We start from the raw sequence: 19,489 nt of genomic DNA, 5'->3' as shown, positions 1-19,489 counted from the left end.
TGTTTCTCCGTTTCGCAAATATCCTGGGAGAGTCGCCACAGGCGATGGGGGCAGAGCCCCCACACTTCGGGAGCAACGCATCCGCCCCGCGCGACACCAGCCGAACCGGGCGCCACCGCACCGCGTCAGCGGTGCCACCGCGGTCGTGGCGCAGGCCGGAGGCCGAGCCACGCCGCAAGGCCCCCCTCAGCGCCGCGCGGCGAAGAACGCCTTGAGCAGATCCGCGCATTCGGTCTCGGCGATCCCGCCATAGACCTCGGGGGACCAATGCGCCTGCGGGTGGTCGAAGACCCGCGGCCCCTGCACCACACCGCCCGATTTCGGGTCGGACGCCCCGTAATAGAGCCGCGAGAGCCGGGCCGCGGCAATCGCCCCCGCGCAGGCCGGGCAAGGCTCCAACGTCACCCAGAGGTCGCAGCCCGTCAGCCGCCCGGACCCGAGTGCCGCGCAGGCCGCGCGGATCGCCAGCATCTCGGCATGGGCCGTCGGGTCCGTCAGCTCGCGCATGCGGTTGCGCGCACGCGCCACGATCGTCCCATCCTTCACCACCACGGCGCCCACGGGCACCTCGCCCGCCTGCGCGGCCGCCCGCGCCTCCTCCAGCGCGGCTTCCATGAAGGATGTGAACCCGATCATCCGCCCCTGATCCTGCCTTTCGCTCGCCCTGTCAAACCGCTATGGCGGTTCTCATGTCGGACGCAGAACGCATAGCCAAGCGCCTCAGCCGCGCCGGGGTCGCCTCCCGCCGCGAGGCGGAGCGCATGATCGAGGCGGGCCGCGTCGCCGTGAACGGCAAGACCATCGACAGCCCCGCGCTGAACGTGACCGAGGCCGACCGGATCACCCTCGACGGCCAGCCGATCCCCGAGGCCGGGCGCCCGCGGCTCTGGCTCTACCACAAGCCCACCGGCCTCGTGACCACGGCCAGCGACGAGAAGGGCCGCGAGACGGTGTTCGACAAGCTGCCCGAGGGGATGCCGCGGGTGATGAGCGTGGGCCGGCTTGACATGAATTCCGAGGGGCTGCTGCTGCTGACCAATGACGGGGGCGTCAAGCGCAAGCTGGAACTGCCCGCAACCGGCTGGCTGCGGAAATACCGCGTCCGGGTGAAGGGCACACCCAGGGACGAAGACCTCGAGCCGTTGCGCCGCGGTCTCGTGATCGAGGGCGAGCGCTTCCAGGGCATGGAGGTCCGGCTCGACCGGCAGCAAGGCGCGAATGCCTGGCTGACCGTGGGCCTGCGGGAGGGCAAGAACCGCGAGATCCGGCGCGCGATGGCCGAAGTGGGGCTCGACGTGAACCGGCTGATCCGCGTCTCCTACGGGCCGTTCCGGCTGGGTGAGCTGAAACCCGGCGAGGTGGAGGAGGTGAAGCCCCGCGTGCTGCGCGACCAGCTGGGGCTGGAGGAGGCCGTCGCGGGCCATGCCGAGGCGAAGGCCAAGCCAAAGCGACCGCTTCGGAAAAAGCCTAACCCGGCCGGTCCTCGTCGTCCGACCCGTCGCTGAGGCTTTCGCGCTCGATCAGCTTTGCCTGCGACATGAAGGCTGCGAAGAGGAAGGCGGGCAGCGCGAAGGTTTCGAAGGTCACCCAGAATTCGGTGGATTGCGTGCGCCAGACGGCCTCGTTCGCCACGGCCATCAGCGCGAAGGCCGCAGCGATCCGGCGCGACAGGATCAGCCAGCCGCGATCCGACATCGGCAACATCTCTCCCATCAGCACCTTGAGCCAGCCCTGCCCGCGCATCAGACCGATGCCCAGGGTCACGGCGAAAAAGCCGTAGACCAGCGTGGTCTTCATCTTGAAGAAGCGCTCGTCGTTGAGCCAGACGGTCAGCCCGCCGAAGACGACGACCATGACTGCGGTGAAGACCTGCAAGCGGCTGATCCGGCCCGTCAGCTTCCAAAGGATTGCCATCGAGGCCAGCAGCAGCGGCACGAAGCCCGCCGTCACCAGGATGAACCCGTCGTAGTCGCGCCCGCCGATGGTCCAGCTTGCGTCCTGGAAGCGCATGTAGGCGAGGAAGAACAGGATCGGCGGGCCCAGTTCCAGCGCCTGCCTGAGCCAGGGATTGACGGTCTGTTCCTGTCGCATCGGCGCTCCTCTCAGCCACCCGCCTCAACTATCACCGCCCCCGCCGCGATCAACCCCATCAGCGCAAGGCGGCGCGGCCCGACCCGTTCGCCCAGGAACAGCCAGCCGATCAGCGCCGCGAAGACGGTCGAGGTTTCGCGCAGCACCGCCGCCTCGCCCACCTGGCCGAGGCGCGTGGCCAGCATGATCGAGCCGAAGGAGGCGAAGGCGACAAGCCCGCCGAAGATGCCGCGCAACGCCAGCGGGCCGAGCGGCGGTTTTTCCGGCAGGCGCGCGTAGAAGCGCGCGGCGAGGATCGGAAAGAGCAGACCGTCGATGAAGAAGAACCACGCGAGAAAGGTGAACGGGTCCGCGGTCGCGCGGATGCCATAGGCGTCATAGGTGGTGTAGAGCGCGACGAAGAGCCCGGTCAGCACCGCGAAGCCCAGCGCGGGCACCAGCGTGTCGCGGGCGACGGTGACGTGGATCATGTTGTAGGCGGCCAACCCGTAGAGCCCCGCAAGCAGGACCGCGACGCCCAGCCATTGCACCGGGTTGAAGGTCTCGCCGAAGATCAGCCAGGCCCCGATGATCGCAAACAGCGGGCCGGTGCCGCGCATCACCGGGTAGACCACCGTGTAGGCCCCGCGGCGGTAGCTGGCGAGCGTCGCCCATTTGTAGAGCGCATGGATGACGAAGGCCCCGGCGAAGATCGGCCACATGTGCGGCTCGGGCCAGGGCACGACGAAAAAGGCAATGGGCGCGGCCATCAGCCCGTAGGAGGCGTCGATCACGCCGCGCGCGAGAAGCGGGTCATGCCGCCCCTTTTGCAGCGCCCCGAAGACGGCGTGCAGAAGCGCGGCAAGCAGGGCCAGCGCCATGGCGACGGAGGCCGCGGCCTCGGTCCCTTCGACGGAGGTGATCCAGGCGCTCATGCACAGAGGGTCCGGGCTGGGGGAAGCACGCCGCGGGGGCGCGCTCCGATCCACTCACAGGGGGTGTGGATCATTGCGGGAAATCTTCAACCCCAACCAGAGCGTTGGCGAAATCCTGCGGGTCGAAAGGTTGCAAATCGTCAATCTGCTCCCCCACCCCTATCGCGTGGATCGGCAGGCCGAACTGGTCCGCCAGCGCCACGAGGACGCCGCCCTTGGCGGTGCCGTCCAGCTTGGTCATCACAAGGCCCGAGACATCGGCCATGGCTTGAAAGGTCTTCACCTGGCTCACGGCGTTCTGCCCGGTGGTCGCATCGAGCACCAGAAGCGTGTTGTGCGGCGCGTCGGGGTCCTTCTTGCGGATCACGCGGACGATCTTGGCCAGCTCCTCCATCAGGTCGGCGCGGTTCTGCAACCGGCCCGCCGTGTCGATCATCAGCAGGTCGGCACCTTCGGCCTCGGCCCGTGTCATCGCGTCATAGGCCAGCGCAGCGGGGTCCGACCCTTCGGGCGCGGTCAGCACCGGCACGCCCGCGCGCTCGCCCCAGACCTGCAGCTGTTCGACCGCCGCGGCGCGGAACGTGTCGCCTGCGGCGATCACCACGGATTTGCCCGCCGCCTTGAACTGGCTGGCGAGCTTGCCGATGGTCGTGGTCTTGCCGGACCCGTTCACACCCACCACCAGCACCACCTGCGGGGTCTTGGGGTAAAGCGGCATCGGGCGGGCGACAGGCTCCATCACGCGGGCGATCTCGGTCGCCAGCAAGCCCTTGATATCACTGGCCGACATCAGGCGGCCATACCGCCCCTCGGCCATGTTGGCGGTCACGCGCAGGGCGGTGTCCACGCCCATGTCGGCCGAGATCAGCAGCTCTTCGAGCTGTTCCAGCATCGCGTCGTCAAGCGCGCGGCGCGGCTCGGCGCTGCGGCCCATGAGCCGGCCCAACAGGCCGGGCCGGGCCGTGGCGGCCGGGGTGTCGGCGGGCGTCGGGGCCAGCTCCTCGACCCGGATCGGCTCGAGCTCGGCGGGGGGCACGGGGGCGGGGTCCGGGTCTGCCTCCACCTGCCGCGCAGGGGCCGGTTCAGGCTCGGGCTCGGGCCGGCTTTGTGGCGCAGGGACAGCCTTGGCCGTGTCCCGCTGCTCGGGCTCCTTCGGTGGCTCCTCGACCGCGCCCTCCTCGATGATCGCGTCGAGCCCCTCGTCGATCTTCGACGAGGATCGGAGCATCCGGTCCTTGAGCTTCTTGAAGAAGGACATGGGCGCGCGGCCTTTCACCAATTCTTGACCTTTTCCACCTAATACGCCGGACGGATGAAAGGAAGGCCATGGATTCACCCGTATTTCATGCCATCTTGGCTGGTGAAGAGTATCGTCAACGGTTCGGGGCCCGCCGCATGCCCGTCATTGCCCGCTACGCGCTTGCCGCGCTGACACCGGCCCTGCTGATCGCGCTCGGCGCGATGGGCTGGGACATGGGGGCGGTGCTGGCGCTGGTCTGGCTGACGCTCGTCGCGGCCGCGATGGACCGGCTGCTGGCGCCGCCGCGCGCGCAGGACCACGACCATGCGCCTTGGTCCGACGGTCTCTCGCTTGCGCTGGGGTTGACCCATCTCGCGCTCCTGCCGCTGGTGCTCATCGGCCTGTCGCACCCGGCCCTGTCGCCGGGCGGAAAGATCGCGCTGCTGATCGCCACGGCCAGCTTTTTCGGGCAGGTCAGCCACCCCAACGCGCATGAGCTGATCCACCGCAGCGCGCCGCTTCTGCGTGCGCTCGGCGCGGCGGTCTATGCCTCGGTCGGTTTCGGGCATCATGTCTCGGCGCACAGGCTGGTGCATCACCGCCATGTCGGCACCGCCGACGATCCCAACACCCCCCTGCCCGGTGAGGGCTTCTGGACCTACCTGCCGCGCGCCTGGCAAGGGTCGTTCCGGGCCGGGCTCGCCTGCGAGATCGAGCGGCGCGCGCGCCGCGGCCTTCCGGCGCAGGGCTGGCGGACGCCTTACGCCCTCTGGGTCGGCGGCGCGGTGCTGACCCTTGCCGCGGCGGCCGTGCTGGCCGGACCGGTCGGCGTCGTGGGGCTGATCGTGCTGGGGGCGCTGACCGGCGCGCAGATCCTGTTGTCGGATTACATCCAGCATTACGGGCTGCGGCGGCTGACCCTGCCCAATGGCCGGGTTGAGCCCGTGCGCCCGCATCACAGCTGGAACGCCCCGCGCGGCTTCACCTCATACCTGATGATGAACGCCCCCGCCCATTCCGAGCATCACATGCACCCCGACCGGCCCTATGACCGGCTCGACCCGCACGCCGATGGGCCCACGCTGCCCTACGCGCTGCCGATCATGGCGATGCTGGCGACCGCTCCGCCGGTCTGGCGCAGGATGATGGACCGCCGCGCGCTGAGGGTCATGCAAGCCGCCGAGGACCGCATCCGCGCCACGCGCGCCGGCTGAGCGGTCAGAGCGCGACGCCCTCGCGGCCCGCGAGATCGCAGAAGAACTGCCACGCCACCCGGCCCGAGCGCGACCCGCGCGTCGCCTGCCACTCGATCGCCTCGGCCACAAGGCGGCTGTCCTCGACCGTCACCTCGTAAGCCGCGCAATAGCCCCGGATCATCGACAGGTAGTCGTCCTGCGAACAGGGGTGGAAGCCCAGCCAGAGACCGAACCGGTCGGAGAGCGAGACCTTTTCCTCGACCGCCTCGGAGGGGTTGATCGCGCTGGAGCGTTCGTTCTCGATCATGTCGCGCGGCATCAGGTGGCGGCGGTTCGAGGTGGCGTAGAAGATCACGTTCTCCGGCCGCCCCTCGACCCCGCCGTCGAGCACGGCCTTGAGCGACTTGTAATGCTGGTCGTCATGGGAAAACGACAGGTCGTCACAGAACAGGATCACCCGCACCGGGGCCGCGCGCAACAGGGTCAGAAGCCGCCCGATGGAGGGCAGATCCTCGCGCTGGACCTCGACCAGCTTGAGATCGGGCGCAGCCGCCGCGCAGGCGGCATGCACCGCCTTGACCAGCGAAGATTTGCCCATCCCCCGCGCGCCCCACAAAAGCGCGTTGTTCGCGGGCAGGCCGCGCGCGAATTGCGCGGTGTTGGCGATCAGCGTGTCGCGCGAGCGGTCGATGCCCTGCAACAGCTCCAGATCGACGCGGTTCACCTGCGCCACGGGCTCCAGCCGGTCGGGGTCGGCGTGCCAGACAAAGGCCCCTGCCCCGTGCCAGTCGGGGGCGGCGGCAGGCGGTGGGCGCAGGCGCTCGAGCGCCTCGGCGATGCGGGTCAGCACGGCGTCGTCCATCGGTGTCAGAGCTCTTCATCTTCGTCCAGGATCCCCTCGGCCCGCATGCGCTTGATGCGCTGACGCTCCACGAGGCGCACGAGCTGGATCGAGATCTCGTAAAGCCCGTAGACCACCGTGAACAGGATCACCTGCGTGATCACGTCGGGCGGGGTCACCAGCGCGGCCAGCGTCAGGATACCCACGACCGCCCATTTGCGCACGTTGCCCAGCCCCTCGGCGCTGACCAGACCGGCCTTGCCCAGCAGCGTCAGCAGAACCGGCAACTGGAAGCAGAGGCCGAAGGCGAAGATGAACTTGAGCGCAAGGTCGAGGCTTTCGCGGACAGACCCGAGGAACACGGTCTGGATGCCGTCCTCGGCCGCGGCCGGGTTCTCGAAGGTGCCGTCGCCCGCGATGAGGTTGGCCAGCGCCGGGATCGCATCCGAGAAGCCGATGAAGAAATTCATCGCAAGCGGCGTGACGACATAATGGGCAAAGGCGGCACCGATGGCGAACAGCACCGGCGAGGCGACGAGGAAGGGCAGGATCGCGCCCTTCTCGGACTTGTAGAGGCCGGGCGCCACGAAGCGCCACAGCTGGTGCGCGATCACCGGGAAGCTGACGGCGAACCCCATGATGATCGAGATGCGGACGAGGACAAAGAACTTTTCCTGCGGCGCGGTGAAGATCAGCCGCGCATCCTCGCCACGGGCGCGCAGCACCTCGGCCAGCGGCTGCGAGATGAACTCGAGGATCGGCTCGGCCACGGTGAACATGGCCACCATGCCCACGACGAAGGCCAGCACGGCGCGGATCAGCCGCGTGCGCAGCTCGGCCAGATGCTCGACCAGCGGGGCCGAGCTGTCCTCGATGGGGTCGTTTGCGCTCATGTCTGGGGGGTTCCGGTGCGGGCGGGGGCAAGCTCGGGCTCGATGTCCTGCGTGACCTCGGGCTCGGGCGCTTCGAGCGGGGCCTGGGCGGCAGCCGCGGCCGCGGCGGCGCTGTCCTCGCTGGTCGCGCCCTGCTCTTCCCGCGCCTTGCGGCGAGCGTCGATGTCATCGCGCAGCTTGCGCGCCCTGGCGGCCTTTTCCTCGGCGATGCGGCGCGTTTCCGAGCCTTCGGGGTAGGTCTCGGGGTCAAGACCCAGATCAAGGTCGTCGCCGAGGCTTTCCTTCAGCGCGCTCATGCCGGCCTTGCGGGGGTTTCGGGCGAAATCCGTGGCCTTGCGCAGGTCGCGGTTGATCTCGCTCACGCCCGCCTCGTCGGCGGCATCATCCATGGCGCGCTGGAAATCCCGCGCCATGGCCCGGATCCGGCCCGTGAACTGGCCGAGCTTCCGGAACATCACCGGAAGATCCTTCGGCCCCACCACGATCAGCGCCACGACGCCGATCACGAGAAGCTCCATCCAGCCGATATCAGGCATGACCGTCCTTGCGGTTCAGGCGGACCGCCCCCCGGTTGCACGCGGGACAGGCGGAACCCGCGATCAGGCGTTGTCGCGTTCGCCGCTGCGGGGCGTCACGTCGCGGGCCGAAGTGCCGTCGTCATCGGCCGTTTTCGACGCGTTCTCGATCTCTTCGGTCGAATCCTTGACGCCACGCTTGAAGGCGGTGATGCCCTTGCCGACCTCGCCCATCATGCCCGCGATCTTGCCGCGGCCGAACAGGACGAGGACCACAACGGCGATCAGGATCAAGCCTGCCGGTCCGATATTGTTGAGCATGTCAGTCTCCCTTGCGCCGCACAGCCCGATGGGTCCGCCAAGCGGCTCGCATTACAGTCTCCGGGCACCATAGGTATGCGCTCCGGGCCGGATATCAAAGCCCCAAAACGCATGCAGGCAACCGCGCGCCTACCGCTTCGTGGCGAAGACGAAACAGCGGTCGCGCCGCACCGTCAGCCACAGCGGCGTGCCCGGCTTGGGCAGGAAGACGGCGGGGACCGTGGCCTTGAGGATGCCGCCGTCGAAATCCATGCGGAACTCCACCAGGCTTTCATGGCCCATGAAGCGCGCGCGCTCCACCACGCCGCGGGCGGGCGTGCCGTCCTGCGGGGTGGGGTTCGGGCCGCGCCCGCCGCGGTCGAAGTCGATCTTCACATGCTGCGGGCGAAAGACGATCTCCACCTCGGTGCCGTCGGCATGGCCGGGGGCGAGGAACTGGCCGAAGGCGGTGTCGCAGAGCGCGCCCTGAACGCGGCCGGGGATGACGTTGATATCGCTGAAGAACGCGGCCGCGGCCTTGTCGGCTGGGGCGTTGTAGATGTTGTAGGGCGCGCCCTTCTGCACGATCCGGCCGTCACGCATCAGCGCGATCTGGTCGGCCATGCGCATCGCCTCTTCCGGCTCGTGGGTCACGAGAACGACGGCGGTGCCCTCCTCCTTCAGGACCTGCAGGGTCTCGTCGCGGATACCGTCGCGCAGGCGGTTGTCGAGCCCGGAAAAGGGCTCGTCCATCAGCATGATCCGCGGCCGGGGCGCCAGCGCGCGGGCGAGTGCGACGCGCTGCTGCTCGCCGCCCGACAGCATGTGCGGCGTGGCATCGGCGTAGCCCGCCAGATCGACGCGGGCGAGCAGTTCCTCCACCCGCGCCCTGACCTCGGGTTTCGGGCCTTTCAGGCCGAATGCGACGTTCTGCCCGACCGTCAGATGCGGAAACAGGGCGAAATCCTGGAAGATCAGCCCGACGCCGCGCGCCTCGGGCGGCAGATGCGTGGCCGCATCCGACAGGGTCGTGCCATCGGCCCGCACGGCCCCCGCGGTCTGCCGCTCGATGCCCGCGATCACGCGCAGCGTGGTGGACTTGCCGCAGCCCGACGGACCCAGCAGGCACAGCACCTCGCCCGCGCGCACGGCAAAGCCGACGTCGGACACGACCTCGCGTCCGTCGAAACGGCAGGTGACATGCTCGAGCTCGAGGCGGGGGGCGTCGGCCATGGGACAGGGATACCCGATCAATTCAATCGGAATGGCAGGTAACAGGCGCGCAAGATCCTTGCAAGGATCTGCCCACGCCCTTGCAAGGGTCTGGCCCGCGCGCCGGTCAGATCGTGGCGTTGGTCTGGCCGCCATCGAGCAGGATGTTCTGCCCCACGATGAAGCCCGCATGCTGCGAGCAGAGGAAGGCGCAGGTCGCGCCGAACTCCTCGATCGTGCCGTAGCGGCCCGAGGGGATGGAGCTGCAGCGGATCTTGCGCGCCTCTTCCATCGAGACATCCTGCGCCTTGGCTACGCCCCGTTCCAGCGCGACGGCGCGGTCGGTGTCATGCGAGCCGGGCAGCAGGTTGTTGATGGTCACGCCCTTGCCCGCCACCTGCCGCGCGGTGCCCGCGACATAGCCGGTCAACCCGGTGCGCGCCGCGTTCGACAGGCCCAGCTGCGGGATCGGCGCCTTGACCGATTGCGAGGTGATGTTCACCACCCGGCCCCAGCCGCGGTCGATCATGCCGGGCAGGATCGCCGTCATGAGCGCGATGGGCGTCAGCATGTTGGCGTCCAGCGCCTTGATGAAATCCTCGCGGCCCCAGTCCGACCACAGGCCCGGCGGCGGGCCACCGGCATTGGTCACGAGAATGTCGAGGTCGCCCGCGACCTCGAGCACGCGCGCGCGGCCCGCCTCGTCGGTGATGTCGGCGGCGACCGTGGTCACGGCGACGCCGTGGCGGGCGCGGATCGCCTCGGCGGTCGCCTCGAGCGCCTCGGCCCCGCGCGCGTTCAGCACGAGGTCCACACCGGCCTCGGCCAGCGCCTCGGCGCAGCCGCGGCCGAGCCCCTTGGAGGATGCGCAGACCAGCGCGCGCTTGCCCGAAATTCCCAGCTCCATGTCCCTGTCTCCCTCTCTCGATGATCGGCGTCTTCCCTAGCAACGCCGGGCGCGTGCCGCCAGCCTTGACCGTTGCGCCCCTGCGCCCTAACGAGGTGCATCCTCGTGCCGTTTTGTATTCCATGTCCGATTTCGCCCCGCTCTTCCGGTTCAAGACCTTTCCCGCCCGCGCCGTGCAGGCGCTCAGCGGTGCCAACGAGGGCGACGCGCTGGGGCTCGGCGTGGCCGCCATTCCCGGCGATGTCTACCGCCTCGCGCGGGACGCCAAGCCACGCCGCCTGACGATCTGCGAGGGCCCCTCGGGCGGGCAGGTCGTGGCCCGCGGCTCGGACGTGGGCGTGCCGGGCGAAGCACTGACCATCGCCGATTGCCACAGCCTGATGGGCGAGGCCGGCGAGATGGTCGAGGTGCTGGTGCTGCGCCATGACAGCGCGGCGGACGGCACGCTTTTGCACCTTCTGCCGCTGTCGCCACTGAAACCCGGCACGGAATACGAGCTGATCGGCTCGTCGCGGGCGACGGCCCCGGACCGCTTCGCCGACATCGCCTCGGTCAGCTTCTATGCGGGAACGCATCTGACGCTCGCCAGCGGCGCACAGCGCCCGGTCGAGGAACTGCAGGTCGGCGACATGCTCCTGACCCGCGACCACGGGCCCCGACCGATCCGCTGGATCGGCCACCAGACCCGCCGCGCCGTGGGCGTGGGTGCCCCGATCCGCATCGCCGAGGGCACGCTCAACGCCGCCCGAGACCTGCGCCTGTCGCCGCACCACCGCCTGTTCATCTGGCAGCGCCGCGACGAGATCGGCACCGGCCGCTCCGAGGTGCTGGTCAAGGCCGAGCTGCTGGTCAACGGCACCACCGTCACGCGCGAGGAAGGCGGGCATATCGACAGCTACCAGCTGGTCTTCGACGGCAACGAGATCATCTTCGCCGAGGGGATCGCGGTGGAAAGCCTGCTGGTCACCGCCGATCTGCGCGCGCGCCTGCCGGCGGAGCTGACACTTGCACCCGAAACCGAGGATCCCTTCGCCGCCCACAAGGTCGAGGTGGACGAGACCGACCTGTCGCCGCTGGGCGATGCCGCTGCTCGGCTGACCCGGGCACGGCGCGCCAGCCGCGAGACGGACTGACCCCGCCGCGAGTGATTGCCCCGGCCTGTCGCCTCGCCTATATCGCGCCCATGCTGGACATCGCCCCCACCAACCGCCCCGCCCTGCCGCCCGAGATCGCGCGGCGCCGGACCTTTGCGATCATCTCGCACCCCGATGCGGGCAAGACGACGCTCACCGAGAAATTCCTGCTCTACGGCGGCGCGATCCAGATGGCCGGACAGGTCCGCGCCAAGGGCGAGGCGCGGCGCACCCGGTCGGACTTCATGCAGATGGAGAAGGACCGCGGCATCTCGGTCTCGGCCTCGGCGATGAGCTTCGACTACGCGGGCGCGAGCCGCAGCTACCGCTTCAACCTCGTCGACACGCCCGGCCACAGCGATTTCTCGGAAGACACCTATCGCACGCTCACCGCCGTGGATGCCGCGATCATGGTGATCGACGGGGCCAAGGGCGTGGAAAGCCAGACGCAGAAACTGTTCGAGGTCTGCCGCTTGCGCGACCTGCCGATCCTGACCTTCTGCAACAAGATGGACCGCGAAAGCCGCGATACCTTCGAGATCATCGACGAGATCCAGGAAAACCTCGCCATCGACGTGACGCCCGCCTCCTGGCCGATCGGCGTGGGGCGCGAATTCCTCGGCTGCTACGACCTGATCCACGACCGGCTGGAGCTGATGGACCGCGCCGACCGCAACAAGGTGGCGGAATCGATCAAGATCGCGGGGCTCGACGACCCCAAGCTCGCCCAGCACGTCCCCGCCGCCCTGCTCGAGAAGCTGCGCGAAGACATCGAGATGGCGCGCGAGCTTTTGCCGCCCTTCGACCACGCGGCCTTCCTCGAGGGCTCGCTGACGCCGATCTGGTTCGGCTCGGCGATCAATTCCTTCGGGGTGAAGGAGCTGATGGACGGCATCGCCGAATACGGCCCCGAGCCGCAGGTGCAGCCCGCCGAACCCCGGCAGGTCGCCCCCGAAGAGACCAAGGTCGCGGGCTTCGTCTTCAAGGTGCAGGCCAACATGGACCCCAAGCACCGCGACCGGGTGGCCTTCGTGCGGCTGGTCTCGGGGCATTTCGAACGGGGGATGAAGCTGACCCATGTGCGCTCGAAAAAGCCCATGGCGATCTCCAACCCGGTGATGTTCCTCGCCTCGGACCGCGAACTGGCCGAGGAGGCCTGGGCCGGCGACATCATCGGCATTCCAAACCACGGGCAATTGCGCATCGGCGACGCCCTGACCGAGGGCGAGGCGCTGCGCTTCACCGGCATCCCCTCCTTCGCGCCGGAGCTGCTGCAAAGCTGCCGCGCGGGCGACCCGATGAAGGCCAAGCACATGGAAAAGGCCCTGATGCAATTCGCCGAGGAAGGCGCGGCCAAGGTCTTCAAGCCCAGCTTCGGCTCGGGCTTCATCGTGGGCGTCGTGGGCGCGCTGCAATTCGAGGTGCTGGCCAGCCGGATCGAGCTGGAATACGGCCTGCCCGTCCGCTTCGAGGGGTCGCAATTCACCTCGGCCCGCTGGGTGCATGGCGCAAAAGAGGCAGTCGAGAAATTCGGCGCCGCCAACAAGCAGCACATGGCGACCGACAATGACGGTGACCCGGTCTACCTCACGCGCCTGCAATGGGACATCGACCGCGTGGCGCGAGATTACCCGGACGTGACGCTGTCGGCAACGAAGGAGCTGATGGTCTGAGGCGGGCGCTGGCTGGAGGGCGTTGACAGGCGCGCGCGCTGCGGGCAGCGTGAACGGATAGTGAACACGCAAGGTGCCCCCATGTCCTCCACGTCGCCCATCCCCCTGCCCATCGACTATGTCGAGTTCACATCGCCCGAGCTCGAGGCGACGCAAGGCTTCTTCGCAGCCGCCTTCGGCTGGGAGTTCGTGGACTATGGCCCCGATTACCGTGACATCCAGCGCGCGGGCACCGGAGGCGGGCTGGAGCGTGGTGAGCCGCGCGCGCCCCTGATCGTGCTGCGCGCCGAGGATCTGGAGGCCGCGCTGGCGCAGGTGACCGCCGCGGGTGCCGAGATCACGCAAGCAATCTTCGCCTTTCCCGGCGGACGCCGGTTCGAGTTCCTCGCGCCGGGCGGCATCGCCATGGCGGTCTGGACCACCGACTGAAAGGGGCCGTGCCCCATGCCCCTGCAGAACCGCGTCCTTCCCACCGGCGAGATCATCGCCGACCCCGCCCGCGGCCTGTTCACCGGGAACCGCGGGATACTGCAGTTCGACACGGAGGGGCGGCTCGGGCCACGGCGCTGGACGCATCCGCACTGGATCATCTGCGTCCTGACCCACCCGCGCGGGCGCTACCACGGGCCCCAACCGGCGCGCGGCTGGACGCCGCTCTTCTTCCTTGACGAGGCGGTGGCGCTGGCCGCGGGTCACCGGCCCTGCGCCTATTGCCGCCCGGCGGCCTATGCGACGTGGAAAGCGGCCTGGGCCGCGGTGCATGGGGCGGCGGGGCATCGGGCGATGGACCGCGCGTTGCATGCCGCGCGGGTGACGCGGCAAAGGCGGCAGGTCCGGCACGAGGCCCCGGCCCGCGACCTGCCGGCGGGCGCTGTCGCGCTGCTGGACGGGCAGGCGCATCTCGCCACCGCAGACGGGTTCTGCCCGGTGTCCCCCGCGGGCTACGGCCCGCCCGTGCCGCGGCCCGCCGCACGCGTGAGCGTGCTGACCCCGGCCCCGACCGTGGCCGTGCTGCGCGCGGGCTACCGGCCCGCCCTGCACGCCAGCGCGCTGAACGCTCCGCATTAACCCGGCCTTAACCCGGCATGGGGCAAGTTGCGCCCATGCTGATCCGTTGGCACACGCTTTGCTTCGTCTTCACCCTGTTCCTGTGGCTGACCGCCATGCAGGCGCTGGCGCAGGGGGGCGGGATGCTGTCGAACGCCCACACGGGCATGTCGGGCAGCTACAGCGCGCAGATGCGCATCTCGGACCATCCCCATCACGTGCTCGTGGGGCATGTCATCCTCGTCACCCGGCGGGCCGAGACGGTGCGCGCCCTCGTCATCGGGCAGCGCCGCGATGGCGTCCATCGCCTGTGGTTCAGCGAAGCGTGGAGCGACGGCATCGAACTGCCCTACGCCCGCACCCGTGGCCTTGGCTGCACGCACGGCCATTGCCGCGACGCGCCGGTGGGCATGATCTTCCTGTCGCAGGCGCTCTTCGCCCAGGCCGCCGAGCGCGGGTTGTCCGCGCGCCTTGTCGGCCCCTCGGGCGCCATCGACATCGCGGTGCCTGCCGCCCTCTTCCGGGCGGCCGCGGCCATGTGAGCCACGCGCCGAATCCACCCTCGTTTGACGTGGCCCGCCTTTTCGCATATGTCCGCGCCAACATCGCGGTCCGCGCGATGCCGACGACCCGCGGAGCGCGACGGCCATGCGCTCCAGATCTCACCGCCGGGAGTGTCCCGGCCAGATTGGACGCATATGACGAGCTTTTCCGACCTCAACCTTAATCCCAAGGTTCTCAAGGCCGTAACCGAAGCCGGTTACGAAACCCCCACCCCGATCCAGGCCGGCGCCATTCCCCACGCGCTCGAAGGGCGCGACGTCCTGGGCATCGCCCAGACCGGCACCGGCAAGACGGCAAGCTTCACGCTGCCGATGATCACGGCGCTGGCCCGCGGCCGCGCCCGCGCGCGGATGCCGCGGAGCCTTGTGCTTTGCCCCACGCGCGAGCTGGCCGCGCAGGTGGCCGAGAATTTCGACACCTACGCGAAATACGTGAAGCTGACGAAGGCGCTTCTGATCGGCGGCGTCAGCTTCAAGGAGCAGGACGCCCTGATCGACAAGGGCGTCGACGTGCTGATCGCCACGCCCGGCCGGCTGCTCGACCATTTCGAGCGCGGCAAGCTGATCCTCACCGACGTCAAGGTGATGGTCGTCGATGAGGCCGACCGGATGCTCGACATGGGCTTCATCCCCGATATCGAGCGGATCTTCGGCCTTGTGCCCTTCACCCGGCAGACGATGTTCTACTCGGCCACCATGGCACCCGAGATCGAGCGGATCACCAACACCTTCCTGTCGAACCCGGCCCGGATCGAGGTCGCCCGCCAGGCCAGCGCCTCCGAGACGATCGAACAGCGCCTGTTGCAGTTCAAGCCGACGCGCCGCGACACCAGCGCCAAGGACAAGCGCCAGATGCTGCGCTCGGCCATCGAGGCCGAGGGCGAGGGCTGCACCAACGCGATCATCTTCTGCAACCGCAAGGTGGACGTGGATATCGTCGCCAAGTCGCTGAAAGCGCATGGGCTGAATGCCGAGCCGATCCACGGCGACCTTGACCAGTCGCACCGCACGCGCACGCTCGACGGGTTCCGCGACGGCTCGATCCGCTTTCTCGTAGCCTCGGACGTGGCCGCGCGCGGGCTCGACATTCCCAGCGTCAGCCACGTGTTCAACTACGACGTGCCCAGCCATGCCGAGGATTACGTCCACCGCATCGGCCGCACGGGGCGCGCGGGCCGCTCGGGCGTGGCGATCTCCATCGCCGTGCCCAGCGACGACAAGTATCTCGGTGCCATCGAAAGCCTGATCGAAACGACGATCCCGCGGGCCGAACTGCCCTGGACACCCGCCGGCGGCGGATCGCAGGACCGCGGCGATGCCGGGGCCGAGGACAAGACCGAGGACCGCGGCGGCTCTCGCAGCCGCTCACGCGGCACCCGTCGCCGCGGCGGGCGTGATCGGGATGCCGAGAGCAGCGCGGCCGACAGCCCCGCCAAGGCGCAGGAGGCGCCGGTCGATACGGTCCCCGACGAGCCCCCGCGCGAGCGCAGCGGCCGGGGTCGTCCCGTGCGCGAGCGTGGCGGGCGCGACAGGGATCGCGGCGACCGGGGTGACCGGGGCCGCGTGGTCGGTATGGGCGACCACCTGCCCGATTTCATCGCGCTGAGTTTCGATGAACGCCGCGGCCGTCCGGCCGCCCAGCCCACACCCGACGCGCAGGACGCCCCGAGCGCCGCGGCGGACACCGCCGATCAGGACGCCCCCGCCGCGGCGGTCGAGGCGGTCGAGGCGGTCGAGGCGCAGGCCAAGGCCGAGGCGCCCAAGCCAAAGCGCACCCGCCGCCGCAAGAAGGTGGAGGCGGAGGCCGTGCAGGACCCCGCGCCCGAGGCGCAGCCCGCAGTCGAGGACAGCGCCGCACCGGAAGCCACCGACACCGACGCCTGACAGACTGACCGGAACAGGAAAAGAAACGGCCCGCGCCCCAGGCGCGGGCCGTTTTGCGTCAGGCGGCCATCAGCCGCGAGATCAGCACCGCCACCTCGGGCTTCTTGCCGATCTCGGTCAGGCACAGGTTGCGCGTGATGCGGCGCACGGCCTCTTCCAGCCGGTCATCGTCCATCACCGTCTTGGCGTCGAAGCGCGGCATCGCCTCGGCCAGAGCATCCTCGATCATCTCGGCAAGGTCCGCGCCATTGCCCGCCGTCTCGGGCAGGCCGCGCAGCTGCACCCAGCTGTCCTCGAGCAGCAGGTCATCCTCGTCGACGATCAGCGCGACCGCGACCAGCCCGTTCAATGCCAGCTTCATCCGCTCGCGGATCACCCCGTCGAGCGCACCGACAAAGGCCGTGCCGTCGAGATAGGTCTTCGACACGTCGATATACTCCACGATCCGCGGCGCGTTGCCCGACAGCTCGACGAGCGAGCCATTGGCCGCCACGATTCCGGTCATCCCCTTGGCGAGACCAAGCTGCGCATGTTCGCGCAGGTGGCGGTATTCGCCGTGGTTGGGGATCAGGATCCGCGGGCGCAGGATGTCGTGCATCGCCTCGAGATCGGGGCGGTTGGCATGGCCCGAGACATGGTAGAACCCGTGGCTGTCGTCGATCACGTCGACGCCCTTTTCGGCCAGCGCGTTCTTGATGCGGGCGACGCCCACCTCGTTGCCGGGAATGGTCTTGGAGGAGAACAGGAACATGTCCCCCTCCTTGAGCTCATGGCCGAGATAGGTGCCCCGCGCCAGCGAGGCCGAGGCCGCGCGGCGTTCGCCCTGCGATCCGGTGACGATCAGCATCAGGTTCTCGCGCGGGACGTCCAGCGCCTCTTCCGGCGAGAGCGTGCGCGGGAAGCCCACCAGAACACCCGCCTCCTCGCCGGCCGATACCATGCGCTTCATCGCCCGCCCCATCAGGCAGACGGAGCGGCCATTGGCGACGGCGGCATCGGCCAGCGTCTTGAGACGCGCGATGTTGCTGGCAAAGGTCGTCGCCACGACCATCCCCTTCGCCCCCGCGATCAGCTCGCCGATGGGCTCGGGCAGCTGGCTTTCCGAGCGGCCCGCGTGACGGTTGAAGACATTGGTCGAGTCGCAGATGTAGGCCAGCACGCCATCCGCGCCGATCTGCTGCCACAACTCGGGGTCGAAGGGCTCGCCCACCACCGGGCCGCGGTCGATCTTGAAATCGCCCGAATGCACCACCCGCCCCTCGGGCGTGTCGATCACCAGCGCGGACGCCTCGGGGATCGAGTGGCTGACGGGGGCGAATTGCACCGTGAAGGGGCCCGCCTTGACCGCCTCGGGCCAGACGGGGGCCACGCGCACCTGCTCGGTGCTGTGGCCCGCTTCTTCCAGCTTGCGCATGGCGTGGATGGCGGTGAAGCGGCGGCAGTGGACCGGCGCGCGCAGCTGGCCCCAGAGGTGCCCGACAGCGCCCACGTGATCCTCGTGCGCGTGGGTGATGAAGATGCCGTCGATCCGGTCGCGCCGCTCGTGCAGCCAGGCGATATCGGGCAGGATCACGTCGACGCCCGGCTGGCCGTCCATGTCGGGGAAGGCGACGCCCAGGTCCACGACGATCAGCCGCTCCTTGCCCGCGGGGCCGTAGCCGTAGACATAGCAATTCATCCCGATCTCCCCCGCGCCTCCGAGGGGGAGGTAGATCAGCCGGTTCCGGTCGGTCATATGGCGCCTTGGTCCTTGTTGTAATGGTGGATGACCGTCAGGCCATGCATGGTCAGATCGTCTTCGATACGGTCAAATAGAACATCGCCCTGCGAGAACAACGAGGCAAGCCCGCCGGTCCCGATGATGCGCATGGGGCGCTCATGCTCTGCGCGGATGCGGTCGCAGACGCCGCGCACAAGGCCCACGTAGCCCCAGAACACACCCGACTGCATGCATGCAACCGTATTCGTGCCGATCACCCTTTGCGGTTTGGTCACGTCAACGTGCGGCAACGCCGCGGCGGCATGGTGCAGCGCCTCGAGGCTGAGGTTCACGCCCGGCGCGATCACGCCGCCCACATAGGCCCCGTCATGGGCCACGACGTCAAAGGTCGTGGCGGTGCCGAAATCCACCACGATCAGGTCGCCGCCGTGCCGGTCATAGGCCCCCGCGGTGTTCACCAGCCGGTCGGGGCCGACCTGCGTGCCCGCGTCCACGCGCGGCGAATGGGGCAAAAGGCACTCGGGCTTGCCCACGACAAGGGGGCGGCAGTCGAAATAGCGGTCACAGAGAACCCGCAGGTTGAAGACCACCCGCGGCACGGTCGAGGACAGGATGCACTCGGTGATCTCGACCGGCAGCTTGTGATGCGCCATCAGCGTCGAGAACCAGACGTAATACTGGTCGGCGGTCCGCTGGTGATCGGTCGCGGTGCGCAGCGTGCAAAGAAAACGCGCGCCGTCCCAGACGCTGAAAACGGTGTTGGTGTTGCCGCAATCTATGCAGAGAAGCATGGCCCCTCCCCCCTTCAGAAGAAGATGTCGGCCGCCGCGATGCGCCGGGGGCCCTTGGCCGTTTCCAGCACGAGATGGCCGTCGCTGTCCACGTCGGTGAAGCGCCCCACGGTCTCGTCCCGCGCGGTGCGGGCGGTGATCGTCTCGCCCAGCCTTGCCGCATGGGCAAGCCAGGCGGTGCGGATGGGCGCAAAGCCCCAGGTTGTGAACTGTCGCTCGCGCGCGTCATACGCGGCTGCGAGCAGGTCGAGGAAATCCTCGGGCGTCACGTCGATGCCCGTCTCGGCCTTCAGGCTGACGGGGGGCACCGCGCCCGGCTCCAGTTGCTCGGGCGTGGGCGCGGCGGCGAGGTTCACGCCGATCCCGATGATCAGGCTGTCGATCCGCCCGCCGCTGCCTGCGCTTTCCAGCAGGATGCCCGCAAGCTTTCCGCCGCTCAGAAGCACGTCATTGGGCCATTTCAGCGCCAGCGCCCCCTCGGGCACGCCCGCGGCGATCAGCGCATCGCGCAGCGCGAGCGCGGCCACGAAGCTGCGCAGCGCGGCTTGGCCCGGCGGCCCGTCGGGCCG

Annotated in this window: 21 protein-coding genes; 8 read left to right on the top strand and 13 right to left on the bottom strand. The window is 69.1% G+C overall.

Annotation, left to right across the window (positions count from 1 at the left end):
* Positions 1-186 precede the first annotated feature (186 nt).
* Positions 187-633, bottom strand: coding sequence for a nucleoside deaminase (locus QQK83_RS11735; protein WP_284264458.1), 447 nt, complete (start codon positions 631-633; stop codon positions 187-189).
* A 56-nt stretch (positions 634-689) separates the two neighbouring features.
* On the opposite strand from QQK83_RS11735, the gene QQK83_RS11730 reads away from it, so the two are divergent.
* On the top strand, positions 690-1,505 hold the full coding sequence (locus tag QQK83_RS11730; protein ID WP_284264425.1) for a pseudouridine synthase: 816 nt from the start codon (positions 690-692) through the stop codon (positions 1,503-1,505).
* Here the strand turns inward: QQK83_RS11730 and QQK83_RS11725 are convergent.
* The 3 genes from QQK83_RS11725 to ftsY all read right to left on the bottom strand — a co-directional run bounded on the left by QQK83_RS11725 (position 1,468) and on the right by ftsY (position 4,263).
* Complete coding sequence (locus QQK83_RS11725) at positions 1,468-2,091, bottom strand: inner membrane-spanning protein YciB (RefSeq protein WP_284264424.1); 624 nt, start codon at positions 2,089-2,091, stop codon at positions 1,468-1,470. The genes QQK83_RS11730 and QQK83_RS11725 overlap by 38 nt on opposite strands.
* Positions 2,092-2,102: 11 nt before the next feature.
* A complete protein-coding gene (locus QQK83_RS11720) occupies positions 2,103-3,005 on the bottom strand; it encodes an EamA family transporter (protein ID WP_284264423.1) in 903 nt (300 codons plus the stop codon).
* 70 nt (positions 3,006-3,075) lie between these two features.
* The gene (gene ftsY, locus QQK83_RS11715) at positions 3,076-4,263 is read right to left on the bottom strand and encodes a signal recognition particle-docking protein FtsY (protein ID WP_284264422.1); all 1,188 of its coding nucleotides are present in this window, start codon (positions 4,261-4,263) and stop codon (positions 3,076-3,078) included.
* Between the two features lie 137 nt (positions 4,264-4,400).
* Between ftsY and QQK83_RS11710 the strand changes: the two genes are divergently transcribed.
* Entirely contained in the window at positions 4,401-5,459 is a 1,059-nt protein-coding gene (locus tag QQK83_RS11710; RefSeq protein ID WP_284264421.1) for an alkane 1-monooxygenase, read from the top strand.
* 4 nt (positions 5,460-5,463) lie between these two features.
* On the opposite strand, the gene QQK83_RS11705 is transcribed toward QQK83_RS11710, so the two are convergent.
* The 6 genes from QQK83_RS11705 to QQK83_RS11680 all read right to left on the bottom strand — a co-directional run bounded on the left by QQK83_RS11705 (position 5,464) and on the right by QQK83_RS11680 (position 10,109).
* On the bottom strand, positions 5,464-6,303 hold the full coding sequence (locus QQK83_RS11705) for an ATP-binding protein (RefSeq protein ID WP_284264420.1): 840 nt from the start codon (positions 6,301-6,303) through the stop codon (positions 5,464-5,466).
* Positions 6,304-6,308: 5 nt separating this feature from the next.
* Positions 6,309-7,175, bottom strand: a complete 867-nt coding sequence (gene tatC, locus QQK83_RS11700; RefSeq protein WP_284264419.1) for a twin-arginine translocase subunit TatC — start codon at positions 7,173-7,175, stop codon at positions 6,309-6,311.
* Positions 7,172-7,711: a Sec-independent protein translocase protein TatB gene (tatB, locus tag QQK83_RS11695; protein ID WP_284264418.1), complete on the bottom strand. Its 540-nt coding sequence runs from the start codon at positions 7,709-7,711 to the stop codon at positions 7,172-7,174. Before tatB ends, tatC begins: the two co-directional genes overlap by 4 nt.
* 63 nt (positions 7,712-7,774) lie before the next feature.
* Entirely contained in the window at positions 7,775-8,011 is a 237-nt protein-coding gene (locus QQK83_RS11690; RefSeq protein WP_284264416.1) for a twin-arginine translocase TatA/TatE family subunit, read from the bottom strand.
* Positions 8,012-8,140: 129 nt separating this feature from the next.
* Positions 8,141-9,223 (bottom strand): ABC transporter ATP-binding protein, encoded by a 1,083-nt coding sequence (locus QQK83_RS11685; protein WP_284264414.1) that lies wholly within the window; start codon positions 9,221-9,223, stop codon positions 8,141-8,143.
* Positions 9,224-9,329: 106 nt separating this feature from the next.
* Positions 9,330-10,109 carry an SDR family oxidoreductase gene (locus tag QQK83_RS11680; protein WP_284264413.1) on the bottom strand — a complete coding sequence of 260 codons (780 nt, stop codon included), beginning with the start codon at positions 10,107-10,109 and terminating at the stop codon, positions 9,330-9,332.
* Positions 10,110-10,231: 122 nt separating this feature from the next.
* Between QQK83_RS11680 and QQK83_RS11675 the strand changes: the two genes are divergently transcribed.
* The 6 genes from QQK83_RS11675 (at position 10,232) to QQK83_RS11650 (ending at position 16,409) form a co-directional block, all read left to right on the top strand.
* Complete coding sequence (locus tag QQK83_RS11675) at positions 10,232-11,242, top strand: Hint domain-containing protein (protein ID WP_284264411.1); 1,011 nt, start codon at positions 10,232-10,234, stop codon at positions 11,240-11,242.
* A 50-nt stretch (positions 11,243-11,292) separates the two neighbouring features.
* Entirely contained in the window at positions 11,293-12,915 is a 1,623-nt protein-coding gene (locus QQK83_RS11670; protein WP_284264409.1) for a peptide chain release factor 3, read from the top strand.
* An 81-nt stretch (positions 12,916-12,996) separates the two neighbouring features.
* Positions 12,997-13,344, top strand: coding sequence for a VOC family protein (locus QQK83_RS11665; RefSeq protein WP_284264407.1), 348 nt, complete (start codon positions 12,997-12,999; stop codon positions 13,342-13,344).
* Between the two features lie 15 nt (positions 13,345-13,359).
* Positions 13,360-13,983 (top strand): hypothetical protein, encoded by a 624-nt coding sequence (locus QQK83_RS11660; protein ID WP_284264405.1) that lies wholly within the window; start codon positions 13,360-13,362, stop codon positions 13,981-13,983.
* A 35-nt stretch (positions 13,984-14,018) separates the two neighbouring features.
* The gene (locus QQK83_RS11655) at positions 14,019-14,504 is read left to right on the top strand and encodes a hypothetical protein (RefSeq protein WP_284264403.1); all 486 of its coding nucleotides are present in this window, start codon (positions 14,019-14,021) and stop codon (positions 14,502-14,504) included.
* 156 nt (positions 14,505-14,660) lie between these two features.
* Positions 14,661-16,409: a DEAD/DEAH box helicase gene (locus QQK83_RS11650; RefSeq protein ID WP_284264400.1), complete on the top strand. Its 1,749-nt coding sequence runs from the start codon at positions 14,661-14,663 to the stop codon at positions 16,407-16,409.
* 58 nt (positions 16,410-16,467) lie between these two features.
* Here QQK83_RS11650 and QQK83_RS11645 read toward each other — a convergent pair whose 3' ends face one another.
* The 3 genes from QQK83_RS11645 to QQK83_RS11635 form a co-directional block, all read right to left on the bottom strand.
* Positions 16,468-18,144, bottom strand: coding sequence for a ribonuclease J (locus QQK83_RS11645; RefSeq protein ID WP_284264398.1), 1,677 nt, complete (start codon positions 18,142-18,144; stop codon positions 16,468-16,470).
* A complete protein-coding gene (locus QQK83_RS11640) occupies positions 18,141-18,920 on the bottom strand; it encodes a type III pantothenate kinase (RefSeq protein WP_284264396.1) in 780 nt (259 codons plus the stop codon). The genes QQK83_RS11645 and QQK83_RS11640 overlap by 4 nt, the downstream gene beginning before the upstream one ends.
* 14 nt (positions 18,921-18,934) lie before the next feature.
* Positions 18,935-19,489 (bottom strand): biotin--[acetyl-CoA-carboxylase] ligase (locus tag QQK83_RS11635; protein ID WP_284264394.1); only part of this gene is annotated, 555 nt, incomplete at its 5' end.

Origin of the sequence: Roseicyclus amphidinii (assembly GCF_030163755.1) — a bacterium.
Lineage (GTDB): Bacteria > Pseudomonadota > Alphaproteobacteria > Rhodobacterales > Rhodobacteraceae > Roseicyclus > Roseicyclus amphidinii.
Note: the sequence above shows the minus strand (reverse complement) of the source record. Positions and strands in the feature narration are given on the sequence as shown.

What these genes read in the sequence shown, in the direction of transcription:
- QQK83_RS11730 (WP_284264425.1), top strand. Translation starts at nt 690, where the DNA reads ATGTCGGACGCAGAACGCATAGCCAAGCGCCTCAGCCGCGCCGGGGTC.
- QQK83_RS11725 (WP_284264424.1), bottom strand. Translation starts at nt 2,091, where the DNA reads ATGCGACAGGAACAGACCGTCAATCCCTGGCTCAGGCAGGCGCTGGAA.
- QQK83_RS11720 (WP_284264423.1), bottom strand. Translation starts at nt 3,005, where the DNA reads ATGAGCGCCTGGATCACCTCCGTCGAAGGGACCGAGGCCGCGGCCTCC.
- ftsY (WP_284264422.1), bottom strand. Translation starts at nt 4,263, where the DNA reads ATGTCCTTCTTCAAGAAGCTCAAGGACCGGATGCTCCGATCCTCGTCG.
- QQK83_RS11710 (WP_284264421.1), top strand. Translation starts at nt 4,401, where the DNA reads ATGCCCGTCATTGCCCGCTACGCGCTTGCCGCGCTGACACCGGCCCTG.
- QQK83_RS11705 (WP_284264420.1), bottom strand. Translation starts at nt 6,303, where the DNA reads ATGGACGACGCCGTGCTGACCCGCATCGCCGAGGCGCTCGAGCGCCTG.
- tatC (WP_284264419.1), bottom strand. Translation starts at nt 7,175, where the DNA reads ATGAGCGCAAACGACCCCATCGAGGACAGCTCGGCCCCGCTGGTCGAG.
- tatB (WP_284264418.1), bottom strand. Translation starts at nt 7,711, where the DNA reads ATGCCTGATATCGGCTGGATGGAGCTTCTCGTGATCGGCGTCGTGGCG.
- QQK83_RS11690 (WP_284264416.1), bottom strand. Translation starts at nt 8,011, where the DNA reads ATGCTCAACAATATCGGACCGGCAGGCTTGATCCTGATCGCCGTTGTG.
- QQK83_RS11685 (WP_284264414.1), bottom strand. Translation starts at nt 9,223, where the DNA reads ATGGCCGACGCCCCCCGCCTCGAGCTCGAGCATGTCACCTGCCGTTTC.
- QQK83_RS11680 (WP_284264413.1), bottom strand. Translation starts at nt 10,109, where the DNA reads ATGGAGCTGGGAATTTCGGGCAAGCGCGCGCTGGTCTGCGCATCCTCC.
- QQK83_RS11675 (WP_284264411.1), top strand. Translation starts at nt 10,232, where the DNA reads ATGTCCGATTTCGCCCCGCTCTTCCGGTTCAAGACCTTTCCCGCCCGC.
- QQK83_RS11670 (WP_284264409.1), top strand. Translation starts at nt 11,293, where the DNA reads ATGCTGGACATCGCCCCCACCAACCGCCCCGCCCTGCCGCCCGAGATC.
- QQK83_RS11665 (WP_284264407.1), top strand. Translation starts at nt 12,997, where the DNA reads ATGTCCTCCACGTCGCCCATCCCCCTGCCCATCGACTATGTCGAGTTC.
- QQK83_RS11660 (WP_284264405.1), top strand. Translation starts at nt 13,360, where the DNA reads ATGCCCCTGCAGAACCGCGTCCTTCCCACCGGCGAGATCATCGCCGAC.
- QQK83_RS11655 (WP_284264403.1), top strand. Translation starts at nt 14,019, where the DNA reads ATGCTGATCCGTTGGCACACGCTTTGCTTCGTCTTCACCCTGTTCCTG.
- QQK83_RS11650 (WP_284264400.1), top strand. Translation starts at nt 14,661, where the DNA reads ATGACGAGCTTTTCCGACCTCAACCTTAATCCCAAGGTTCTCAAGGCC.
- QQK83_RS11645 (WP_284264398.1), bottom strand. Translation starts at nt 18,144, where the DNA reads ATGACCGACCGGAACCGGCTGATCTACCTCCCCCTCGGAGGCGCGGGG.
- QQK83_RS11640 (WP_284264396.1), bottom strand. Translation starts at nt 18,920, where the DNA reads ATGCTTCTCTGCATAGATTGCGGCAACACCAACACCGTTTTCAGCGTC.